Origin of the sequence: Sporosarcina sp. P2 (assembly GCF_002743255.1) — a bacterium.
Taxonomy (GTDB): Bacteria; Bacillota; Bacilli; order Bacillales_A; family Planococcaceae; genus Sporosarcina.
The window spans coordinates 1-20,137 of the sequence record NZ_PDYY01000021.1 but is presented as its reverse complement, the minus strand read 5'-3'; the positions used below and the strand labels follow the sequence as shown (position 1 = coordinate 20,137).

Sequence of the window (20,137 nt, the reverse complement as noted above, 5' to 3'; positions counted from 1 at the left end):
CCTTCATCTCCTAGTACTTCACTACATCTTGTCAGTCAGTAAAATGAAAATTCGATTAGCTCGAGTTTCATTTGCTGGCATCAATTAAGATACTCATTTTGTTTGTGTCACCGTTAGGTGCACAAACTGTATTTTGTTAACGTTTTGCTGTTCAGTTTTCAAGGTTCATTCGGTTGGTCTCTCGTAAGAGGCAACTTTCTAATAATAACATCTCATCATTTTGTTGTCAACACTTTTTCTTAAAAAGTTTTTCTTGTTAAGTTTGATGTTTTTGCAACTGCTTGATGCGACGCTTATAAATATACCACCCTATTTATGAGAATGCAAGATTTTTCACCATTCTTTTAAAAAAGAATGGCGAAACTGCATAGCGCTGCGAATCCAGGTACTCCTAATATAGCTAAGATCATGCCGGATGCGATGTTTACAGGAACGTAGATGCCAATAAATCCACCAGCAATGTTCATTAAGAAGAGAATAAAGAACGCGAAAGCTAATCTAAACCAGAACACCGATAGTCGCTCCATGTTTTTTTCGAGAGTGGTTCGACTCATACTTAAAAGCAATAATGATACGACTCCTAATATGGCTATGACTAAAATCCTCACAGAAAACGCCCTTTCTATCTCATAGATACTTATCTATATGCGTCTCTTCAGAGGATTAGTCTACTCGTTCTCTATCTTTTAATTCTTTTATAGTTCTCGACGACCTTCCAATGCTCTAGACAATGTAACTTCATCTGCATATTCTAGATCTCCACCGACAGGTAAGCCGTGGGCAATACGCGTTGTCGTGATTCCGGATGGTTTAACCAGCCTTGAAATATACATAGCTGTTGCTTCTCCTTCTATAGTAGGGTTCGTCGCAAGAATCAATTCCTGCACTTCATCTTCTTGGAGTCTAGTCAATAGTGAAGGAACGTTGATATCTTCCGGCCCGATACCGTCCATCGGTGATATGGCACCTTGTAGTACATGGTACAAACCACGGTAGTCACGCATTTTTTCCATGGCAATCACGTCTTTCGGATCTTGAACGACACATATGGTTGTGCGATCACGTGATTGATCCTGACAGATATAGCATGGATCGATATCCGTAATATGACCACAAACTGAACAAAACTGAAGATTACGTTTCGCATCCACTAACGCTTTGGCAAAATCCAGCACAGTATCTTCTTTCATACTTAATACAAAAAACGCCAGACGACCCGCAGTTTTGGGGCCAATGCCTGGCAGTTTCATAAAACTATCCATCAACTTAGATATAGGTTCAGGATAATGCATTATACAACCTCCTAGAACATCCCGGGTAAGTTCATTCCTTTTGTAAATTGGCCCATTGTGGAGTTCGTCATTTCTTCTGCTTTTGCAATAGCGTCATTTGTAGCGATAACAATCAAGTCCTGTAAGATTTCTACATCCTCTGGATCTACCGCTTCCGGATCAATGATCACTTCAAGTACTTCTTTATGGCCAGAGACGATTACTTTTACCATGCCGCCACCTGCTGTACCTTCCATTCGCTCATTACCTAGGTTCTCCTGTGCCTCTGCCATCTTCTTTTGCATCTTTTGCATTTGCTTCATCATACCTTGCATATTCCCTGCTCCACGCATAAATAATTCCTCCTTAGTAAATTACTCTTCTATTGTAATAAAATCTTTTCCAAACATCTTCTCAGCTTCAGTTACGAGTGGGTCAGCGTCTTCGATTGTTGCTTCTTCCATAAATGCTGACGTTGGTTGCTCATCGTCTGACTGTTGAGGGTTATCTTTACTATTTTGACTGGCCAAACCACTTTTTCGAATGAAATCAGCACGAACTTGCAGCCAGCTTTCCTCCGCTACGTAGACTACTTCATAGCCTTTTCCTGTCAGCTGCAGTAATGCATTCGATAGTCCAGCTTGTAATGTAGCATTCTCAGAAGCCATCAAGCAATGAATTTCATATTTAAATTTTAGCACAAAAGCCGTCTCTGATGCTGCTACAGGCTCCGTCTCTTCCAATAAAGCGGCGTGTGAGCGTTGCATACTTTGCATCATACCCGCCCATTGCTCACGAATCACTTGAATATCGGACTTCGTTGCCGATTTTAAGACTTCCACAATTTTACCCGTTGGCACTTTGGCAGATCTAGAAGCAGTTGATGCAGCTCTTTTTGCCGGTGCTTGCGGTTCCGCGGCTTGCTGCACAGCCCCTGTTGCCAGTTGTTGCTGAAGTTGTCTAACGGTCTGTTCTAGAATTGCAAATTTCTGGGCCATTTCAGGGTCAGCTGCAGAAGATTGCATTTGTTGTTGCTCACCGGAATGAATCATTTTCAATAAAGCAGATTCAATGTAGACCTTCCCGTGATTAGAAAAACGCATTTCCTGTTGTGTTTTCGAAAGGATATCAATGTACCTGTACAATTCATCCGAATGAAACTCTTTTGCAAGTTCCTGAAATCTTTCACCATCTGAAATTAATTCCAGAAGACTTGTCAACTCAGGCGCGGTGCCAAGTAGTAACATATCACGGAAAAACGTGATCATGTCTTCGGCAAGTCTACCTACATCTTTACCTTCGGCAATCAGTTCATTCAGTAAAGACAATGCGGATCCCGCGTCTTTCGTTTGAATTGATTGTGCTAGCTGATAAAAGATTTCTTCACCAATTGCTCCAGTCACTAGTAACGCATCACTTGTCGTCAACTCGTCTCCGCTAAATGACACGGCTTGGTCGAGCATACTAAGCGCATCCCGCATTCCACCCGTCGCAGCTTGTGCGATTGCGCGCAATGCTCCAGTCTCCGCCGTAACTCCAATATCTCCAATAACCTTTTCCATTCGATCAATGATTTCAGGTGCCGTAATGGGCTTGAAATCAAATCGTTGACATCTGGAAATGATAGTAAGCGGCAACTTATGAGGTTCTGTAGTCGCCAAAATGAATACGACGTGAGCGGGGGGTTCTTCTAGTGTCTTCAGCAATGCATTAAAGGCTGAATTGGACAGCATATGCACTTCATCAATGATATAGACTTTAAATCGCGCATTGGAAGGTGCCACATGCACACGTTCAATAATGTCACGAATTTCTTCTACGCGCGAATTGGAAGCCGCATCAAACTCAGTTACATCTGTGTTAGATCCCTCTGTGATGCTTTTACACGTCTCGCATTCATTGCATGGTTCTGTTGCAGGACCATTTTCACAATTTAGTGCTTTCGCAAATATCTTCGCCGCACTTGTCTTTCCCGTTCCACGAGGTCCTGAGAATAGATAGGCGTGTGTTGTCTTCTGATGGAGAAGGGTGTTTTGCAGAGTTTGCTTGATCGCCTGCTGACCTGACATTTCACCAAAAGCCTGTGGTCTGTACGCGCGGTATAGTGCTTGGTAAATCAACTACTCCCCCCCCTTTTCTCCGATTGCATAATACTTCTATTATAACACGAAACACGATTTTTTCACCGTATATCGCTTGGATATATTACGCAAATACTTCTGTCCATTCGTCTTTCTTATCAAGCATTGCGCGTGCAATTTCCTTTGCACCTTCAAGACTATGACTTGCTGCCCAACCACACTGTACTTCGTTACATGCCGGTACTTCCGTCGCTAACAGTACGTCATTTAATGTATTCTCTACTATAGATAGAATATCATTATAGTCGTCATGATTGATTACAGCTAGATAATAACCTGTCTGACAGCCCATTGGACTGATGTCGACGATTTGATCCGAATGGTCGCGGCTGAATTCTGCCATCATATGTTCTAGTGAATGAAGCGCTGGCATATCCATGTGATCTGTATTCGGCTGGCAAAAGCGGATATCATATTTCAAGATCTTGTCGCCATTCTTTCCTTCTGAAGTTCCCGCTAATCGAATATAAGGTGCTTTCACTTTCGTATGATCCAAATTAAAACTTTCGACATTCATTTTTTTCTCAGACAATGTAGATCGCTCCCTTCCAGTTATACGGACTACATTGAAGTATACACTATTTTAGGCACAAAAAAAAACTCGTCCATAGTAAAATGGACGAGTGAATTATTGAATTTATGCCGTGCACCTTTCTTCGACTGCCGCACATAAGCGTTACTCTTATCGTTGGCTCGGTCTAGGCTACCCCGCGGCACATGAGAGAGTCCACTTAATGCTGCTTCCTTCCGGACCTGACATGGTTCATGGGTTCCCATTGCGCAGGACCCAGACGTCAACACTACGTGCAAGAGGCAGACCCTACATGCGGACAGCCTCGGAAAGGAGTTCAGTCTTGCTAGAGCGGATTGCAAGTTACAGGGCACCGCTAATTCCCCACCTAGCACGGCATTTCTTATTATACCCATAGTTAATTGTGATTGCAACGGTAAACCTTTTATTCATCGTAATGTGTTTCAACCCCCTATCGCGTAAACAGTAAAAAACCTTTTCTTTCACGCACTTTAGAAAGTACACTAATTGAAATGAATGAGATGAACAGCATGGTTCCAGCTAAACGTTGTGACCTTAGTTTCCATAACGCAGAAGTGCGAGTCTACGCGGTCATTACGTTGCCTGCCGTCCCGCTAAGCAGATTGATAATGATTTTCCTGCAATCGGATTTCAACTTTATGTATGGTGCGCTACTCCAGTCCGTAGCCTTGACGAGTTTTTATTAGTGGCGCTTCTCGTATCGTTGCGAGAAAAAAAGAAAAAATAATGGTTGACGCTTTAAAAAAGACGTGGTAAGATATTACTTGTCTGATACGGAGGAATACCCAAGCCCGGCTGAAGGGATCGGTCTTGAAAACCGACAGGGGTGTTAAAGCCCGCGGGGGTTCGAATCCCTCTTCCTCCGCCATTTTTTTGACAGCACACGTTACTTGATGTAACGTTTTTTTATTGCCTAAAAATAAAAATTTAAATAGAATCCACTGATCTGCGTTTTAGGCGGGGACGGTTGACTGGTATACAATATATAAATCCATGAAAAGAATACATCCATTGTGAAAAAACAGCGCCAGTGACTGAATCAGTCCTGACGCTGTTTTTATTTTGTGATGTGTGCGCCTGCCTCTGCCGGTTGCAGGGCAAGTGCTTGGTAATGTGGAAAGCTTTGTTCCAATGATGCCGCCACTTGTTGCTCTGTTCCTGGTGGTACAGCTACGAAAAGTGAAGGCCCAGCTCCGCTAATTGTCATGCCGTACGCACCTGCTTCCTTACAAGCCAAACGTATTTCATCAAAGTTAGGGAATCCAACTTTTCGGTAAGGTTCATGATATAAGTCCCGTTCCATCATACGGCCTGCCGTCACCCAATCCGATTGCGCAATAGCAGCAGTCATCACACTGCCCGCTGCACTTCCGCGTACTGCCACTTTATGTGTCAGTTGGTCAGGTAGCAACCCTCGCGAAGCTTCCGTCTTTAAAGCAACCGGCGGCACTAGGATGACAACACCAATCGGGGGTGCTGGGAATGTCAGTACTTCCATCTCATCTTCGGCAAAGTACGAGACTGTCATTCCTCCAATCAATGCAGCAGTAACGTTATCGGCATGTCCTTCTAGTTCGCTGCCGATCCGCAACTTGTCTTTTGGAGATAGTTGCAAACTTGCCAGCTCACTTGCAATTTCAATACCTGCTGCAATGGCTGTAGCACTGCTGCCTAGGCCTTTTCCTAAAGGAATATCTGAATGTACTACTAGCTTTTGCGATGCAATCACTCGATCATACCGCAATGCGACATCCTGAATAGTCTGTACGATTAGATTTGTTTCATCTGTCGGTAGTGCGGCATACTCCTTATCTTGATACAACACATACCACGCGTCAGCTGATGTTACATCTATTGTCATGTTAAGTGAAAGGGCAAGACCTAAATGATCGAAGCCGGGTCCGAGATTAGCCGTTGTGGCTGGCACGGTCACTGAAAAACCGGCTTCCGTCATTAGTCGTTCCCCTCTTTCAATTCTTTTAAGAAGTTATCGAACTGTTCATTTGTCATCATGGGCTTATCTGCATTGACATTGATTGCTGTTTCAGGATCCTTCAAGCCATTACCTGTCAGGATTCCAACTATTGTCGTCCCTTTTTCAATCAATCCCGCATCAAGTTGTTTCTTAATACCTGCAATTGTTGCACAAGATGCTGGCTCTGCAAAGATCCCGTCTGTTGCAGCTAGCAATTGATACGCTTCTAGAATCTCTTCGTCATTAGCGGACAAGATGTCGCCACCTGATTCTTCAAGTGCTTGCGTTGCCAAATGCCAACTAGCTGGGTTTCCAATACGGATTGCTGTTGCTACCGTTTCAGGCTCATCGAATACACGGTCATATACGATTGGCGCTGCACCGTCTGCTTGTACTCCTAGTAACTTTGGTGTATTCGTACCTTTTTTCCCTGCATATTCTTTGAAACCTTTCCACGCTGCAGATATATTACCCGCATTTCCAACAGGCAATGCAAAGATGTCCGGTACTTTACCAAGCTGTTCAATGGTTTCAAACGCTACCGTCTTCTGGCCTTCCAGTCGATAAGGATTGACAGAGTTCACCAGCGCAATTTTCCCTTCGCCTAGTTCACGTACCATACGAAGTGCTTCGTCAAAGTTTCCTTCGATGGCCACAATTTCCGCACCGTACATTTTCGCCTGTGCAAGCTTACCCAATGCAATACGACCTTCCGGAATAACGACAATTGTACGCATACCCGCTCGTGCACCATATGCTGCAGCTGCAGCAGACGTGTTCCCCGTTGAAGCACAGATCAACGCCGTTTTCCCCTCTTCTTTTGCCTTTGCAACCGCCATTACCATTCCCCGGTCTTTAAATGAACCAGTTGGATTCGTTCCCTCTGTTTTCACATACAGATTGATTCCCCACTGTTTTGATAAGTTCTCGAGATGGATTAACGGTGTATTTCCCTCTTGCAGTGTTAACGCGGGAGTATTCTCTGTCACCGGCAACCATTCTTTATATTCTTCGATCAATCCATTCCATCTTCTCATAATTCCTTATTCTCCTTCCACACGGTAATGACTAGAAATGTCAATGACCGCAGGTGTGTCTTTTAAGTCTGCCAAAATATCTAAATGTTGTTGACGGGAAATTTTATGTGTAATGAAGATTAAATCTGCGCCTTCATCGTGCACATCTGAATCTTGGACGACTGTCGCTAGACTCGCTTTGTGGTGACTATAAATAGATGTCAATTCCGTCAACACACCTACCTCGTCACGTACCGTTATACGGTGGAAATAGCGTGCGTACTTCTGATCATCCGTTTTTACTTTGCGTTCAAATTGTGGTGAATGCATTCTCTTACCATTCACACCGAGCAAAATATTACGGCAAGCCGCCACTACATCACCTGTTACAGAAGTCGCTGTAGGTAATGAACCAGCTCCAGGTCCGTAGAACATTGTCTCACCTACTGCATCACTATACACATACACTGCGTTAAATTCATTATTGACTGTAGCTAGTGGATGAGAGTTATGAACAAATACCGGCTCTACGGCCACTTCAATTCCTTCTTCATCTTTTTTAGCAGAACCCGTCATCTTAATTGTGTAACCGAATTGCTCCGCAAGCTGAAGATCACCGTCTGCAATTTCCTTCATACCACGGACAAATACATCGTCAAGATGCACGTCTGTAGAAAAGGATAAAGAAGCAAGAATAACCATCTTACGCGCTGCATCAATACCATCTACGTCAGCTGAAGGATCAGCTTCTGCAAAGCCCAATTCCGTCGCTTCCGCTAATGCGTCTTCATACGTCTTATTTTCATGTTTCATCTTTGTTAAAATGAAGTTGGTTGTTCCATTGACGATTCCTGTTAATGCGGTGATCCTGTCGGACGCTAATCCATCTTCCAATGTACGAATTAATGGAATACCACCACCCACACTCGCTTCATAAAATAGGTCGCATTTATTTTCATCTGCTAATTTCAATAATTCAGGTCCAGACTCTGCCATGACATCCTTATTCGCGGTGACAACACCTTTACCTGCTTCAAGTGAACGTCGAATTGCTTCAGACGACCCTCCCGTCACTTCAATAATCAAGTCAATTTCGGGATCGTTTAACACTTCATCGAGTGATGTAGTGAACATTTCTTGAGGTATCACGCCATTGCGTTTTTTATCCAAGTTTTTAACAAGGACTTTCTTAATAGATACAGGAACACCGAGCTTATGTTGTAAGTCATCTTGGTGATTATGCAAAATAGTTGCAACACCACTTCCGACTACTCCATAACCCAGCAAACCAATATTAATTTCATTTTTCTCATTTTTCATTTGACGATTCTCCTAACTATATGTACACTATGAAAAAACAATCGTTCTTCGTATAAGGACAATTATAGAGAATTCCGACTTTAATAACAACCTGTTTTCACGAATCTTCTAAAAAATAGATAGATAATCTCAAAATAGATAGGATCTGGTACTCAATGAAAGTATGTAAATTTGGCGGAACATCCGTCGCATCCGCGGAACAAATCCGGAAAGTGGTCGACATCGTCGTATCCGACCCATCGAGAAAGATCGTCGTAGTTTCTGCACCAGGTAAACGTTTTTCTTCTGATATTAAAGTAACTGATTTGCTTATTGATTTGGCAAATGCATCACTTGCTGGTGAAGACACCCTAGATTCGCTGCAAATGGTTGTGGATCGTTACAAAGAAATTGCAGAAGGACTAGGCTTAGACGAAGAAATTGCACAAGTAATTGAGCAAGATATCGTTAGACGCCTAAATAAAGATCAATCTGACGAAGTTTTATACGTTGATAGCTTAAAAGCTGCCGGAGAAGACAATAACGCAAAAATGATTGCAGCGTACTTTCAACATATCGGTGTCGAAGCAGAGTATGTAAGTCCCCGTGAAGGTGGATTACTTGTTAACCACCGTCCAGAACGTGTACGCGCTCTTCCAGAAGGCAACGAAAAGCTCTGTAAACTACGCGATAAAGAAGGTATTATCGTATTTCCAGGCTTTTTCGGCTACACAGAAGACGGAACATTGCGTACGTTTAACCGCGGCGGCTCGGATATTACAGGCGCCCTACTAGCGGCAGCAACGAATGCAGAACTTTATGAAAACTTTACCGATGTTGACTCCGTTTTTTCAGCAAATCCAACGGTTATCGAAAATCCACGCGCGATCGATGCCATGACATACCGAGAAATGCGTGAGCTTGCATATGCAGGGTTTTCTGTATTTCACGAGGAAGCTTTAGTACCTGCATTCCGTCACAAAATTCCTGTTTGTATCAAGAATACTAACAATCCAAGTGCGCCCGGCACAATGATCGTTCTGGACCGTGACCATACTCTTCAATCGGTTGTCGGAATCGCTGCCGATAAGGGATTTTCTACACTCTTCGTTGCTAAGTACTTGATGAACCTGGAAATTGGTTTTGGACGTCACTTGCTACAAATTCTGGAAGAAGAAGAAATTCCATTTGAGCATACACCGTCAGGTATCGATAACTTGTCTGTTATTATTCGCGATGAACACTTAACACCGGAAAAGGAAGCACGTATCGTTAAGCGCATTGAACAAGAGTTATGTCCTGATGACGTACATTTCCAACGTGATTATTCCATGGTAGTACTTGTGGGTGAAGGCATGCGCCATGCAAGAGGGTTGGCAGCACGCGCAGCATCTGCCATCGCACGTACAGGTGCAAATATTGAAATGATCAACCAGGGATCTTCAGAGGTTAGCTTAGTATTCGGTATTCAAGAAAAAGATGAAAACATTGTCCTTCGAGAGCTATATCAGGAATTTTTCACAGAAGTTCCTGTTCATTAAGACACACGACACGCCTTATATAAGGGGTGTCGTTTTTTTCATTTTTTCAGCCACTTTCCCGATAATTAACTCAATATCCTGTTCATTTCCTAATAGATCATATTCTTCAATGTTTAGCCGAATGACTGGGCATGCAGTAAAAGAATCAATCCACTGTTCATAACGGCGATACATCTCTTCCCAATAACTTCTCGGTGTTTGCATCTCCATATCCCTACCACGCTCTTCAATACGATCAAGAATGACAGGTAGTGGTCCCTCCAAGTAAATAAGTGCATTTGGATGTGGGAAATATGGCGTCATCACCATTGCTTCATATAGTTTCATATATGTTTCAAAGTCGACCGCTTCCATAGTTCCTTTATCAGCGTGCATTTGGGCAAAGATCCCTACATCTTCATAAATGGAACGATCTTGTACAAAACCGCCGCCGCTTTCGAAGATATGCTTTTGCTCTTTGAAACGTTCTGCTAAAAAGAAGATTTGCAAATGAAAACTCCAACGTTCAAAGTCATCGTAGAATCTCTCTAAATATGGATTTTCTGCTACGTTTTCCAAGGACTCTTGAAATCCCAGTCTTTTGGCAATCGCGTGTGCCATTGTTGACTTCCCTACTCCTACCATTCCCGCTACCGCGAATACACTATTTTCCGGTATATTAGGTAACTTCATTTAGCTTCAAACCTTTCTGAATCGCCTCATAAACTTTGCTTAGAATTGCATCCATATCATCTTTATTGCGCACATAGTCCACTACATCACCGTTTATATGGATAACTTGGACATCAGGGCATGTTGCTTCGAACTCTGGCAAATAAGTACGGTAATCTTTCGAAAGTTGTAGTAAGTAATCAGGATCCATATCTGCTTCATACGATCGACCACGCTCGTCTATTCGGTTGAGCAGTGTAGGAATAGATGCTGACAATGAAATAACGACGTTCGGCATAGGTAGATCTTTCGTCAAAATATGATAGATATCTTTATATTTCACAAAATCATTTGACTCTAATGTACGTTGGGCAAAAAGCATATTTTTGAATACATGATAATCGGCCACCACGGGTAACCCTTGTGAAATATATTCTTTATTAATTTTCTTTAATTGTTCATATCGATTACACAGGAAAAACATTTCCGTCTGGAAACTCCACTTTTCTTTGTCTTGATAAAACTGATCAAGGAAAGGATTTTCTCCACTAATCTCTCTTAATTGATTATATGAAAAGGTCTCAGCAATTGCTGCCGTGAGCGTAGTCTTCCCTACACCAATCGGACCTTCTACCGCAATAAACGGGACAAACATTTACCACTCACCCTTTCAATTTGTTACCTTTCCATTTTATCATAGACAACCATATACAATGTGAATTATATTGAGTTATTTAGTGTTTTCTTCTCGATCGTTTCACGTGGAACATTTCACTAATTGATTTTGATGTTCTGCATGATAGACTGTTGATAAGGAGTGATACATTGATGAAAGATGATGAATACTACATGAGACTGGCAATAGCAGAAGCTGAAAAAGCCGCCGCGCTTGCCGAAGTTCCCATTGGCGCAGTTATTGTACATAATGAACAAGTAATTGCTGCAGCCCATAATCTTCGTGAAACCACACAAAACGCTGTCACTCACGCGGAACTATCCGCCATCCAAATAGCATGTGAAAAGATAGGTAGTTGGCGTCTAGAAGACACTACACTATACGTCACACTTGAACCTTGCCCTATGTGTGCAGGTGCCATACTACAATCTCGTATTCCACGAGTCGTCTACGGCGCACGTGACCCTAAAGGGGGTTGTGTCCACACCTTTTATCAACTACTTAATGACTCCCGATTCAATCACGAATGCATTGTAACCGAGGGTGTCCTCGGTGAGGATTGCGGACAACTCCTTACCGACTTCTTTCGATCCTTGAGAGAAAAAAGAAAAGCCGCGAAAAAAGAAGCCCAACGCCTAGAGTCAAACTCGTAAGTGTAGGGCTTCATCCTTTTGCATTTCATTCATTAGCTTTTGAATTTGAAAGAGAAAAATAGTTAATCATATGGAATACAGATTAATAGCGTATCCACTTATTTAGGTGCTTCAATTTTTTCTTTTCCACCCATGTAAGGTCGAAGCACATCTGGAATTACAACAGAACCATCTTTCTGCTGATAATTTTCCAAAATCGCTGCTACTGTACGACCGACAGCTAAACCACTACCATTCAACGTATGAACGTACTCAGGCTTCGCACCCGGCTCACGGCGGAAACGAATATGCGCTCGACGCGCTTGGAAATCTTCAAAGTTGGAACAAGAAGATATTTCTCGATAGACGTTTTGTGTAGGTATCCATACTTCCAAGTCGTACTTCTTGGCAGCCGTAAAACCTAAATCTGCTGTACACATCTTGAGTGCACGATACGGCAACTTCAACAACTGCAATACTTTTTCCGCATGGCCAGTCAATTTCTCCAACTCGTCGTATGAATCTTCCGGTTTCACAAAGCGAACCAACTCCACTTTATTGAATTGATGCTGGCGAATTAATCCACGCGTATCACGACCTGCAGACCCTGCCTCAGAACGGAAATTTGTACTATACGCTGTGAACGCAATTGGTAACTTAGATCCTTCCAAGATTTCATCCCGATAGAAGTTGGTAACAGGAACCTCGGATGTTGGAATGAGGAAGTAATCCTCTTCTTCAATTAAGAATGCATCTTCTTCAAACTTTGGCAGTTGTCCCGTTCCAGTCAAGCTTGTACGATTTACTAAATATGGCGGCAGCATTTCCTCGTAGCCGTGTTCTTCTTGATGAAGATCAAGCATGAAGTTGATCAATGCACGTTCAAGTCGTGCACCGAGTCCGCGGTAAAACACGAAACGACTACCTGTTACTTTTGCTGCTCGTTCAAAATCTAATAGTTGAAGATCCGTTCCTATCTCCCAATGTGGTTTAGGTTCAAAGTCAAACGTCGGTAACTCTCCCCACGTACGAACTTCTACGTTGTCCTCTTCACTATCCCCTACTGGCACGCTGTCGTGAGGAATGTTTGGAATACGCATAAGCACATAATTCAATTCCTCTTCTACTGTAGAAAGTTCTTGATCATACGCTTTGATTTCCTCGCCAACTTTTTTCATCTTTGCGATGACTTCATCCGCATTTTCTTTATTACGCTTCATTTGCGCTACTTGTTGTGATACTTCATTACGCTCAGCTTTCAGTACTTCTACTTTAGATAAAATTTCGCGTCGTTTCTCGTCAAGACCACCAAACTTTTCAAAGTCGGTTAAATCCTCTCCACGTTTACTAAGTTTTGCTTTTACTTCTTCATAATTTGCACGCAATAGTTTACTGTCTAGCACGCCATCTGCCTCCTTGTATTTACATCACTAATAATAAAAAGCAATAAAAAAAGCCCTCCATCCCCTAAAAATAGGGACGAGAACTACCCGCGTTGCCACCCAAATTGACTGATTGTGCAGCCCACTTGTTTGAGATATCGGCTCAACTGACCGGCAAAACCTACTGATTCGATTTTGCTACTCCAGGACGGATTCACAACGGTTTTTACTAGCTTTCACCATCCGCTAGCTCTCTAAAAAAAACACTGTCGCTACTGCTTCCTATCATCGTAATGTATGTGAAATTACATATACCATACTACAATTTCTAACTTTTGACAAGAAACATGGTATGTTATAGCCTGGGAAATGTCGTAATTCTAAACAAAATTACCCCCATACAATCACTTTTATATATTTTATTGAATTCATAGAAAAGTTTGTGGGAGATTCGCCAGGGCCATGAGACAACTAGCGTACTTCTTAGCTGTCTCATGGTTAGACGTAATCCTTCAATGCCCGTGTGGATGGGTTATTTAACGCTCTATGGCTTCTATGCCTAACCCAGAGCGCTGACCAAGCAAATTACGAGCTGCGAGTCGCCATCAATTCACTCTCTGCAAGCTGGGATATTTCCAAGCCTTTCATCGGCGTGCCAATCCCTTTTGACAGCTCAGCAATCAACTCGTAATCCTGGTGGTTCGTAGTAGCCTGTACAATCGCCCGTGCAAATGCTTCCGGCTTCTCTGATTTAAAAATACCTGAACCAACAAATACTCCATCCGCTCCAAGTTCCATCATCAATGCTGCGTCAGCAGGCGTCGCAACACCTCCGGCAGAATAGTTCACAACCGGTAAACGACCAGCTTCTTTAATAGCAAGTAGAATCTCATATGGAGCACCAAGGTTACGGGCTTCCGTCATTAACTCGTCTTTGCTCATATGTACTACTTTACTAACTTGGGCATGAATCATTCTCAAGTGACGTACGGCTTCTACGATATTTCCTGTGCCAGGTTCTCCTTTTGTACGAAGCATTTTTGCGCCTTCACCTAAACGACGTGCTGCTTCACCAAGGTTTCTTGCCCCACAAACAAATGGTACACTGAAATCGCTTTTCAATAAGTGAAATTCATCGTCTGCAGGTGTTAATACTTCGCTTTCGTCAATGAAATCTACACCTAGTGCTTCTAATACCCGTGCTTCCGAGATATGACCAATACGTGCTTTGGCCATGACAGGAATGGAAACTGCTTTTTGTACTTCTTCTATGATTCGTGGATCAGCCATACGCGCAACACCGCCTGCCGCTCGAATATCAGAAGGTACTCGCTCCAATGCCATAACCGCAATAGCTCCCGCTGCTTCCGCCACCTTTGCCTGCTCTGCATTAATTACATCCATGATAACGCCGCCATAAGTAAAATTCATTTCATTTCCCCCTTTTTGTTATTTTCAGTATAATTGAAATTGACCATATGAAAATAGCCAGTTGTGCATTAAACAACGTGGTCAGATTAGAGGGGTCATAATGGACATGATTTTTATTGAGCTTCAAAAAAATTCGGATATCCCGCTTTATCAACAAATATATAATCAAATTAAACAAGACATGATTGATGGCAAGTTTCTTGTTGGCATGAAACTACCCTCCAAACGTCAACTGGAAGAGTTCCTTGGTGTCAGCCAAACAACAATAGAAATGGCATATGATCAACTGATGGCGGAAGGTTTTATCGCGGCGGAACCACGAAAAGGGTATTTCGTACAAGCAATAGAAGAACTCGCCTATGTACAACCTGTAAAATCAGATACTCTATCCAAGATTCCCGTAAGCAAACCCGTGGATTATGACTTTTCACCAAGTTCCATTGATACAGAAAACTTCCCATTCATCGTATGGAGAAAATACGCGCGAGATATTATGGATACATCACATGCCCACTTATTACTACTCGGTGACCCACATGGTGATATTGAGTTGCGTCAGGAAATTGCCCGCTATTTATACCATTCGCGGGGAGTAGACTGTACGCCTGAACAAATCATTGTGGGTTCCGGTACAGAACAGCTTTTACCTTTGATTATTCGGATACTAGGTGAAGGGGCTCGCTATGCAATTGAGGATCCAGGCTATCTCATGACCAAACACGTCTTTACCGAAAACTACAGAAAAACGATTCCCATTGCAGTCGACCATGAAGGACTTGACGTAAAGGCACTACAACGGTCTGATGCTTCTATAGCCTACGTAACCCCTTCTCACCAGTTCCCAACCGGTACAGTGCTGTCTGCGGCTCGTAGAATTGCTCTTTTGAACTGGGCTGCATCCAATCCCGAGTTTTTCATAATTGAAGATGACTATGACAGTGAATTCCGTTACCGGGGACGTCCTATACCTTCCTTGCAAGGGATGGATAAAGGAGAAAACGTCATTTATTTAAGTACATTTACTAAATCTCTTATGCCATCTATGCGGATCGCCTACATGGTGTTGCCACCAAGGCTATTGGATACGTACCGTCAGGCTTTTATTCCCTACTCTTCTTCTGTACCGCGGATAGATCAACATATCCTTGCACGTTTCATGGCGGATGGACAATTTTCACGCCATCTGAACCGCATGCGTAAAATCTATCGTCGAAAAATGCATACGTTGACAAATTTATTGAAATCGTATGGATCTAACATTTCATTCTCGGGCGATGAAGCAGGTATGCATGTGTTGCTTCATATTCATACGACTAGAACTGAAAAGGAACTAGTTAGTGAAGCTCTTCAATCAGGAATAAAAGTTCGTGGTCTAGACACCTATAAGGTAACACCTGACCAATCCCCTCCTTCATTCCTTATCGGTTTCGGTGGACTAACTGAAAATGACATCAAACGGGCAATTCCAAAGTTGTTTGATGTATGGAATATAAAAAAGACAGCTATACCTGAGTAGGTACGCTGTCTTTTGGTAGTTAATTAAATAAGCCTTTTACGAAACCAGTGGAACTATTCCATGCATTGGAGAAGAAATTACCGATTGCCCCCATAGTTAACGGGAACCAACCAGCTTTCTTCACCTCTTCAGTCGTGACTACTTCTGCATCCACTATTTTTCCATCAATAAACCCGTAATCTGAACCCTCTTTTTTTACTAGTTTGACATGACCAACGACCGTCCCTTTTTTAATTGGCGCTTGGACTTGTCCATTTTTCACTAATTTCTCATCCAATACGAGTTCAGTAGTATAGTCTTGATCTTCGCCATTGCGAACTAGCATTTTAATAGGTTTCTTTGTAGCGATTGCTACTTTCTTCTCTTTCCCTTTAATCACGTCTAGCGTTTTCTGCTTCTTGAACTGATGTCCTGCTTTGAGTAGCTCTGTTTCACTAAATTCTTTGAAGCCATAATCAAATAATTTACGAGTGGCATCAAAACGTGCTTCATAAGATCCAACGCCTTTATCATCCACTGCATTCATTACAACAGCAATAACACGTCGTCCATCACGCACTGCAGTTCCAGTGAAACAATGTCCTGCAAATTCCGTAGTTCCTGTTTTCAAACCATCGATACCGTCATATTCATACACTAACCCGGGTAACATGAAGTTCCAGTTCACCATATCAATGGCATCGTCCGTGCCTTCACGGAATGTCTTTTTTGCAATTTTGGTCGTATCTAATACTTCGGGATATTCCTTCAATAAATGATAGGCTAGTTTAGCGACAGAACGAGCTGGCATAACGTTTTCATCTTTCTCGCCAAACGCACTTGGGTGCATACCTTGTAAGTCGCTATTGTTTAACCCCGTGGAATTGACAAATTTATAATCTGTCAGCCCAAGTTCTTCAGCCTTTTCATTCATAAGATTGACAAATTCCTCTTCTGATCCTGCAATTGATTCGGCAATCGCAATAGTTGCCGCATTTGCTGAGTAAATGGCTACAGCTTCGTAAAGTTCACGAATTGTATAGGAGCCATCCCGACGGAGCGGTACATTACTTAAACGGCGATCTTGTGACACCTTATACGTATACTCAGTAACTTGGTATTCCTGATCCCATGTAATCGTTCCATCGTCAAGAGCTTCGAACATCAAGTATTCCGTCATCATTTTTGTCATACTCGCAATACCGAGCGGCTTATCCGCGTTCTCTTCGTATAATACCTTTCCACTATCGGCATCTATCAAAATAGCTCCGTTTACACGGATGTCCAGTGAAGATTCACTTTCCTCTGCTGCTACAGATCCCTGCATACCAAACGACATCAGCACTATCATTGGCACCATTAAAATCGCCAACCATCTCTGTGTTACTTTTTCCACTCATCTTACCTCCGTAGTCACAATATCAAAAATCAGTGTACCATATTCCCCGCAAGTCAAATATGCTTATGGCAAAAAAAAACACATATTCTCCCATGAAATCATTATATATTATTATCCACCGTATAAATACAAAAAAGGACAGGAGAGAATTTCTCACTGCCCTTTAAATAATAGATTAACGTACCGAATAGTTCGGTGCTTCTTTTGTAATTTGTACTTGGTGCGGATGACTTTCCAATAAACCAGCACCTGTCATGCGAATAAATTGTGCATTTTCACGATGTGCTTCAAGATCCTTTGAACCACAGTACCCCATACCTGCACGAATACCACCTATAAGTTGATGAATGGTATCAGACAAAGGCCCTTTATACGGCATACGACCTTCAATGCCTTCAGGTACAAGTTTCTTTTCATCTTCTTGGAAGTAACGATCTTTAGAACCTTTTTCCATCGCGGCAACTGAACCCATTCCACGGTACACTTTAAAACGACGTCCCTGGAAGATTTCAGACTCCCCTGGGCTTTCGGTAGTACCTGCAAGCAGGCTTCCAAGCATAACCGCATGGCCACCAGCAGCCAATGCTTTGACAATATCGCCAGAATATTTAATTCCACCATCGGCAATAATCGTCTTGCCATATTTACGCGCAACTGTTGCGCATTCATAGATAGCAGTGATTTGTGGTACACCAACACCTGCAACTACACGGGTAGTACAAATAGAACCAGGACCAATACCAACCTTCACTACGTCAGCACCTGCTTCGTACAGTGCTTCAGCTGCTTCTGCCGTTGCTACGTTTCCTGCAACAATTGCAAGGTCGGGATAGTTTCTACGGATCTCTTTGACTGTGTCAATAACACCCTTAGAGTGGCCGTGTGCCGTATCAATAACTATTAGGTCAACTTCCGCCTGTACAAGCTTCTCAATGCGTGTAGACGTGTCTACGGTGACTCCTACAGCCGCGCCGACAAGTAAGCGCCCAGCCTTATCTTTTGCTGCATTAGGAAACTCAATAACCTTCTCGATGTCTTTGATTGTAATTAATCCATTAAGAATACCTTTATCATCTACAATCGGAAGCTTTTCGATTTTATATTGCTGTAGCATTTTCTCTGCATCTTCTAGTGTAGTTCCAACAGGGGCCGTCACCAAGTTTTCTTTCGTCATGACTTCATCAATGATAATGGAATAATCCTGAATGAATCTCAGATCACGGTTCGTCAAAATACCAACCAGTTTCTTCTCCTCCATGTTGTTAACAATTGGGACACCTGAGATACGATATTTACCCATTAAATGCTCCGCGTCAAATACTTGGTGTTCCGGTGTTAGGAAAAACGGATTTTTAATAACTCCATTCTCAGAACGTTTAACCGTAACAACTTGCTCAGCTTGTTCTTCAATACTCATATTTTTATGAATAATACCTATTCCACCCTGACGAGCCATAGATATCGCCATCTTAGATTCCGTTACTGTATCCATACCTGCACTGATGATAGGTATATTCAACTTAATACTATCCGTTAAGTTCACAGACAGCGAAACGGCCTTTGGCAATACTTCAGACGCAGCCGGCACCAATAATACATCATCAAACGTCAGACCTTCACGAGAAAACTTTGATTCCCACATTAACTTTCTTCCTCCTAAAATTACTATTGTCTATTCAGATTATTAAAAGGTTATCAGCGTCAATGAGACGTGTCAAGATAGAAGTTTATAAACTGGCCATTACATTTACTTGTCAAATATTTTATTGAGTGACTTTTGCATCTTAAGTGGATTGGTCTGTGGTGCAAAACGATCAACTACTTTTCCGTTTGAATCAATTAAGAACTTCGTGAAGTTCCATTTGATACCTTCTGTTAATACTCCCTTTTGCTGTTCTGCAAGATACGTAAATAAAGGTGCTGCTTCATCACCTTTTACATCTATCTTGGCAAACATAGGGAACGTCACGCCATAATTCAATTGGCAGAAATTCATCGTCTCTTCAATATCATCAAATTCCTGATTATTAAAATTATCCGATGGGAAGCCCAATACAACCAGCCCTTGATCCTTATATTCTTCATACAGTTGTTGCAGTTCTTTAAATTGTTTTGTGAAGCCGCATTTACTAGCAGTATTGACAATGATCATTGGATTTCCTTCAAATTCTTTTAGAGATTTCTTTTCTCCATCAGTAGTTTCCACTGTGAAATCATAAACTGTCGTCATGCAGTATCGCCTCTTTTCTTTAGTATATTTTACCCGACTATTGAATGAATACCTAGTATCTTGTTTACTAGTAAGATTTTAGAGTATTGAAGATAGGAATATAGAGACATTTGCAGACGAGATGGAAGCTCAATGTGGAAGCTGGGTTTTAATGGGGCGGATAAGCGGGATAGGCCGCTTGGGATGTTTCATTGAGCGGTTTGGCAGGGTGATAGAGCGCTTAGCGCGACTCATTGAGCAAATAAGTCAGACGATAGAGCGCATACCATGCCTCATCGAGCGAGTAAGCGAGACGATAGAGCGCTTAACACGATTTATTGAGCAACTAACTAAAATCTACAATCACTCAACTCTAAATTTAGCTCATATTCATAATTAAACACAAAAAAGCCACTCCCCAAAGGGAATGGCTTCGCATGCCTAGCAACGTCCTACTCTCACAGGG

General features: G+C 42.3%; 19 protein-coding genes, 1 tRNA gene, 1 other RNA gene and 1 other annotated feature. Of the genes, 5 read left to right on the top strand and 16 right to left on the bottom strand.

Going from position 1 to position 20,137, the window contains the following annotated elements; genetic code table 11:
* Nucleotides 1-344: 344 nt before the first annotated feature.
* The 6 genes from CSV67_RS16095 to ffs form a co-directional block, all read right to left on the bottom strand.
* Nucleotides 345-608, bottom strand: a complete 264-nt coding sequence (locus CSV67_RS16095; RefSeq protein WP_233192641.1) for a pro-sigmaK processing inhibitor BofA family protein — start codon at nt 606-608, stop codon at nt 345-347.
* An 87-nt stretch (nt 609-695) separates the two neighbouring features.
* The gene (recR, locus tag CSV67_RS16090) at nt 696-1,292 is read right to left on the bottom strand and encodes a recombination mediator RecR (protein WP_099632605.1); all 597 of its coding nucleotides are present in this window, start codon (nt 1,290-1,292) and stop codon (nt 696-698) included.
* Nucleotides 1,293-1,303: 11 nt separating this feature from the next.
* On the bottom strand, nt 1,304-1,624 hold the full coding sequence (locus tag CSV67_RS16085) for a YbaB/EbfC family nucleoid-associated protein (RefSeq protein WP_099632604.1): 321 nt from the start codon (nt 1,622-1,624) through the stop codon (nt 1,304-1,306).
* A gap of 21 nt (nt 1,625-1,645) precedes the next feature.
* Nucleotides 1,646-3,391 carry a DNA polymerase III subunit gamma/tau gene (gene dnaX / locus CSV67_RS16080; RefSeq protein WP_099632603.1) on the bottom strand — a complete coding sequence of 582 codons (1,746 nt, stop codon included), beginning with the start codon at nt 3,389-3,391 and terminating at the stop codon, nt 1,646-1,648.
* 85 nt (nt 3,392-3,476) lie between these two features.
* On the bottom strand, nt 3,477-3,929 hold the full coding sequence (locus CSV67_RS16075) for an S-ribosylhomocysteine lyase (protein ID WP_199173213.1): 453 nt from the start codon (nt 3,927-3,929) through the stop codon (nt 3,477-3,479).
* 125 nt (nt 3,930-4,054) lie between these two features.
* An RNA gene (ffs, locus tag CSV67_RS16070) (signal recognition particle sRNA large type) lies at nt 4,055-4,320 on the bottom strand.
* Nucleotides 4,321-4,456: 136 nt separating this feature from the next.
* On the opposite strand from ffs, the gene CSV67_RS16730 reads away from it, so the two are divergent.
* Complete coding sequence (locus CSV67_RS16730) at nt 4,457-4,651, top strand: hypothetical protein (protein WP_158232965.1); 195 nt, start codon at nt 4,457-4,459, stop codon at nt 4,649-4,651.
* Nucleotides 4,652-4,740: 89 nt separating this feature from the next.
* A tRNA-Ser gene (locus CSV67_RS16065) sits at nt 4,741-4,833 on the top strand.
* Nucleotides 4,834-5,022: 189 nt separating this feature from the next.
* On the opposite strand, the gene thrB is transcribed toward CSV67_RS16065, so the two are convergent.
* Genes thrB through CSV67_RS16050 form a run of 3 tightly spaced genes read right to left on the bottom strand, consistent with a single transcriptional unit; the run spans nt 5,023 to nt 8,276 of the window.
* Entirely contained in the window at nt 5,023-5,919 is an 897-nt protein-coding gene (thrB, locus tag CSV67_RS16060; RefSeq protein ID WP_099632601.1) for a homoserine kinase, read from the bottom strand.
* The gene (thrC, locus tag CSV67_RS16055) at nt 5,919-6,977 is read right to left on the bottom strand and encodes a threonine synthase (protein WP_099632600.1); all 1,059 of its coding nucleotides are present in this window, start codon (nt 6,975-6,977) and stop codon (nt 5,919-5,921) included. Before thrC ends, thrB begins: the two co-directional genes overlap by 1 nt.
* Nucleotides 6,978-6,983: 6 nt before the next feature.
* On the bottom strand, nt 6,984-8,276 hold the full coding sequence (locus CSV67_RS16050) for a homoserine dehydrogenase (protein ID WP_099632599.1): 1,293 nt from the start codon (nt 8,274-8,276) through the stop codon (nt 6,984-6,986).
* A 155-nt stretch (nt 8,277-8,431) separates the two neighbouring features.
* Here CSV67_RS16050 and CSV67_RS16045 point away from each other — a divergent pair, with 155 nt between their 5' ends.
* A complete protein-coding gene (locus CSV67_RS16045; protein WP_099632598.1) occupies nt 8,432-9,796 on the top strand; it encodes an aspartate kinase in 1,365 nt (454 codons plus the stop codon).
* Nucleotides 9,797-9,811: 15 nt separating this feature from the next.
* Here CSV67_RS16045 and CSV67_RS16040 read toward each other — a convergent pair whose 3' ends face one another.
* Nucleotides 9,812-10,468: a deoxynucleoside kinase gene (locus CSV67_RS16040; protein ID WP_099632597.1), complete on the bottom strand. Its 657-nt coding sequence runs from the start codon at nt 10,466-10,468 to the stop codon at nt 9,812-9,814.
* Entirely contained in the window at nt 10,455-11,102 is a 648-nt protein-coding gene (locus CSV67_RS16035) for a deoxynucleoside kinase (protein ID WP_099632596.1), read from the bottom strand. The genes CSV67_RS16040 and CSV67_RS16035 overlap by 14 nt, the downstream gene beginning before the upstream one ends.
* Nucleotides 11,103-11,275: 173 nt before the next feature.
* Here CSV67_RS16035 and tadA point away from each other — a divergent pair, with 173 nt between their 5' ends.
* Nucleotides 11,276-11,776 (top strand): tRNA adenosine(34) deaminase TadA, encoded by a 501-nt coding sequence (gene tadA / locus CSV67_RS16030; protein WP_099632595.1) that lies wholly within the window; start codon nt 11,276-11,278, stop codon nt 11,774-11,776.
* A gap of 98 nt (nt 11,777-11,874) precedes the next feature.
* On the opposite strand, the gene serS is transcribed toward tadA, so the two are convergent.
* Complete coding sequence (gene serS / locus CSV67_RS16025) at nt 11,875-13,158, bottom strand: serine--tRNA ligase (RefSeq protein WP_099632594.1); 1,284 nt, start codon at nt 13,156-13,158, stop codon at nt 11,875-11,877.
* Between the two features lie 69 nt (nt 13,159-13,227).
* Nucleotides 13,228-13,435: a binding site (T-box leader), on the bottom strand.
* A 287-nt stretch (nt 13,436-13,722) separates the two neighbouring features.
* Nucleotides 13,723-14,568 (bottom strand): pyridoxal 5'-phosphate synthase lyase subunit PdxS, encoded by an 846-nt coding sequence (gene pdxS / locus CSV67_RS16020; protein ID WP_099632593.1) that lies wholly within the window; start codon nt 14,566-14,568, stop codon nt 13,723-13,725.
* A 100-nt stretch (nt 14,569-14,668) separates the two neighbouring features.
* Here pdxS and pdxR point away from each other — a divergent pair, with 100 nt between their 5' ends.
* Nucleotides 14,669-16,084 (top strand): MocR-like pyridoxine biosynthesis transcription factor PdxR, encoded by a 1,416-nt coding sequence (gene pdxR / locus CSV67_RS16015; protein WP_099632592.1) that lies wholly within the window; start codon nt 14,669-14,671, stop codon nt 16,082-16,084.
* A 19-nt stretch (nt 16,085-16,103) separates the two neighbouring features.
* On the opposite strand, the gene CSV67_RS16010 is transcribed toward pdxR, so the two are convergent.
* The 3 genes from CSV67_RS16010 to CSV67_RS16000 all read right to left on the bottom strand — a co-directional run bounded on the left by CSV67_RS16010 (nt 16,104) and on the right by CSV67_RS16000 (nt 19,692).
* Nucleotides 16,104-17,459 (bottom strand): D-alanyl-D-alanine carboxypeptidase family protein, encoded by a 1,356-nt coding sequence (locus CSV67_RS16010; protein WP_099632591.1) that lies wholly within the window; start codon nt 17,457-17,459, stop codon nt 16,104-16,106.
* A gap of 178 nt (nt 17,460-17,637) precedes the next feature.
* Complete coding sequence (gene guaB / locus CSV67_RS16005; protein ID WP_099632590.1) at nt 17,638-19,104, bottom strand: IMP dehydrogenase; 1,467 nt, start codon at nt 19,102-19,104, stop codon at nt 17,638-17,640.
* Between the two features lie 105 nt (nt 19,105-19,209).
* Nucleotides 19,210-19,692 (bottom strand): glutathione peroxidase, encoded by a 483-nt coding sequence (locus tag CSV67_RS16000; RefSeq protein ID WP_099632589.1) that lies wholly within the window; start codon nt 19,690-19,692, stop codon nt 19,210-19,212.
* Nucleotides 19,693-20,137 lie beyond the last annotated feature (445 nt).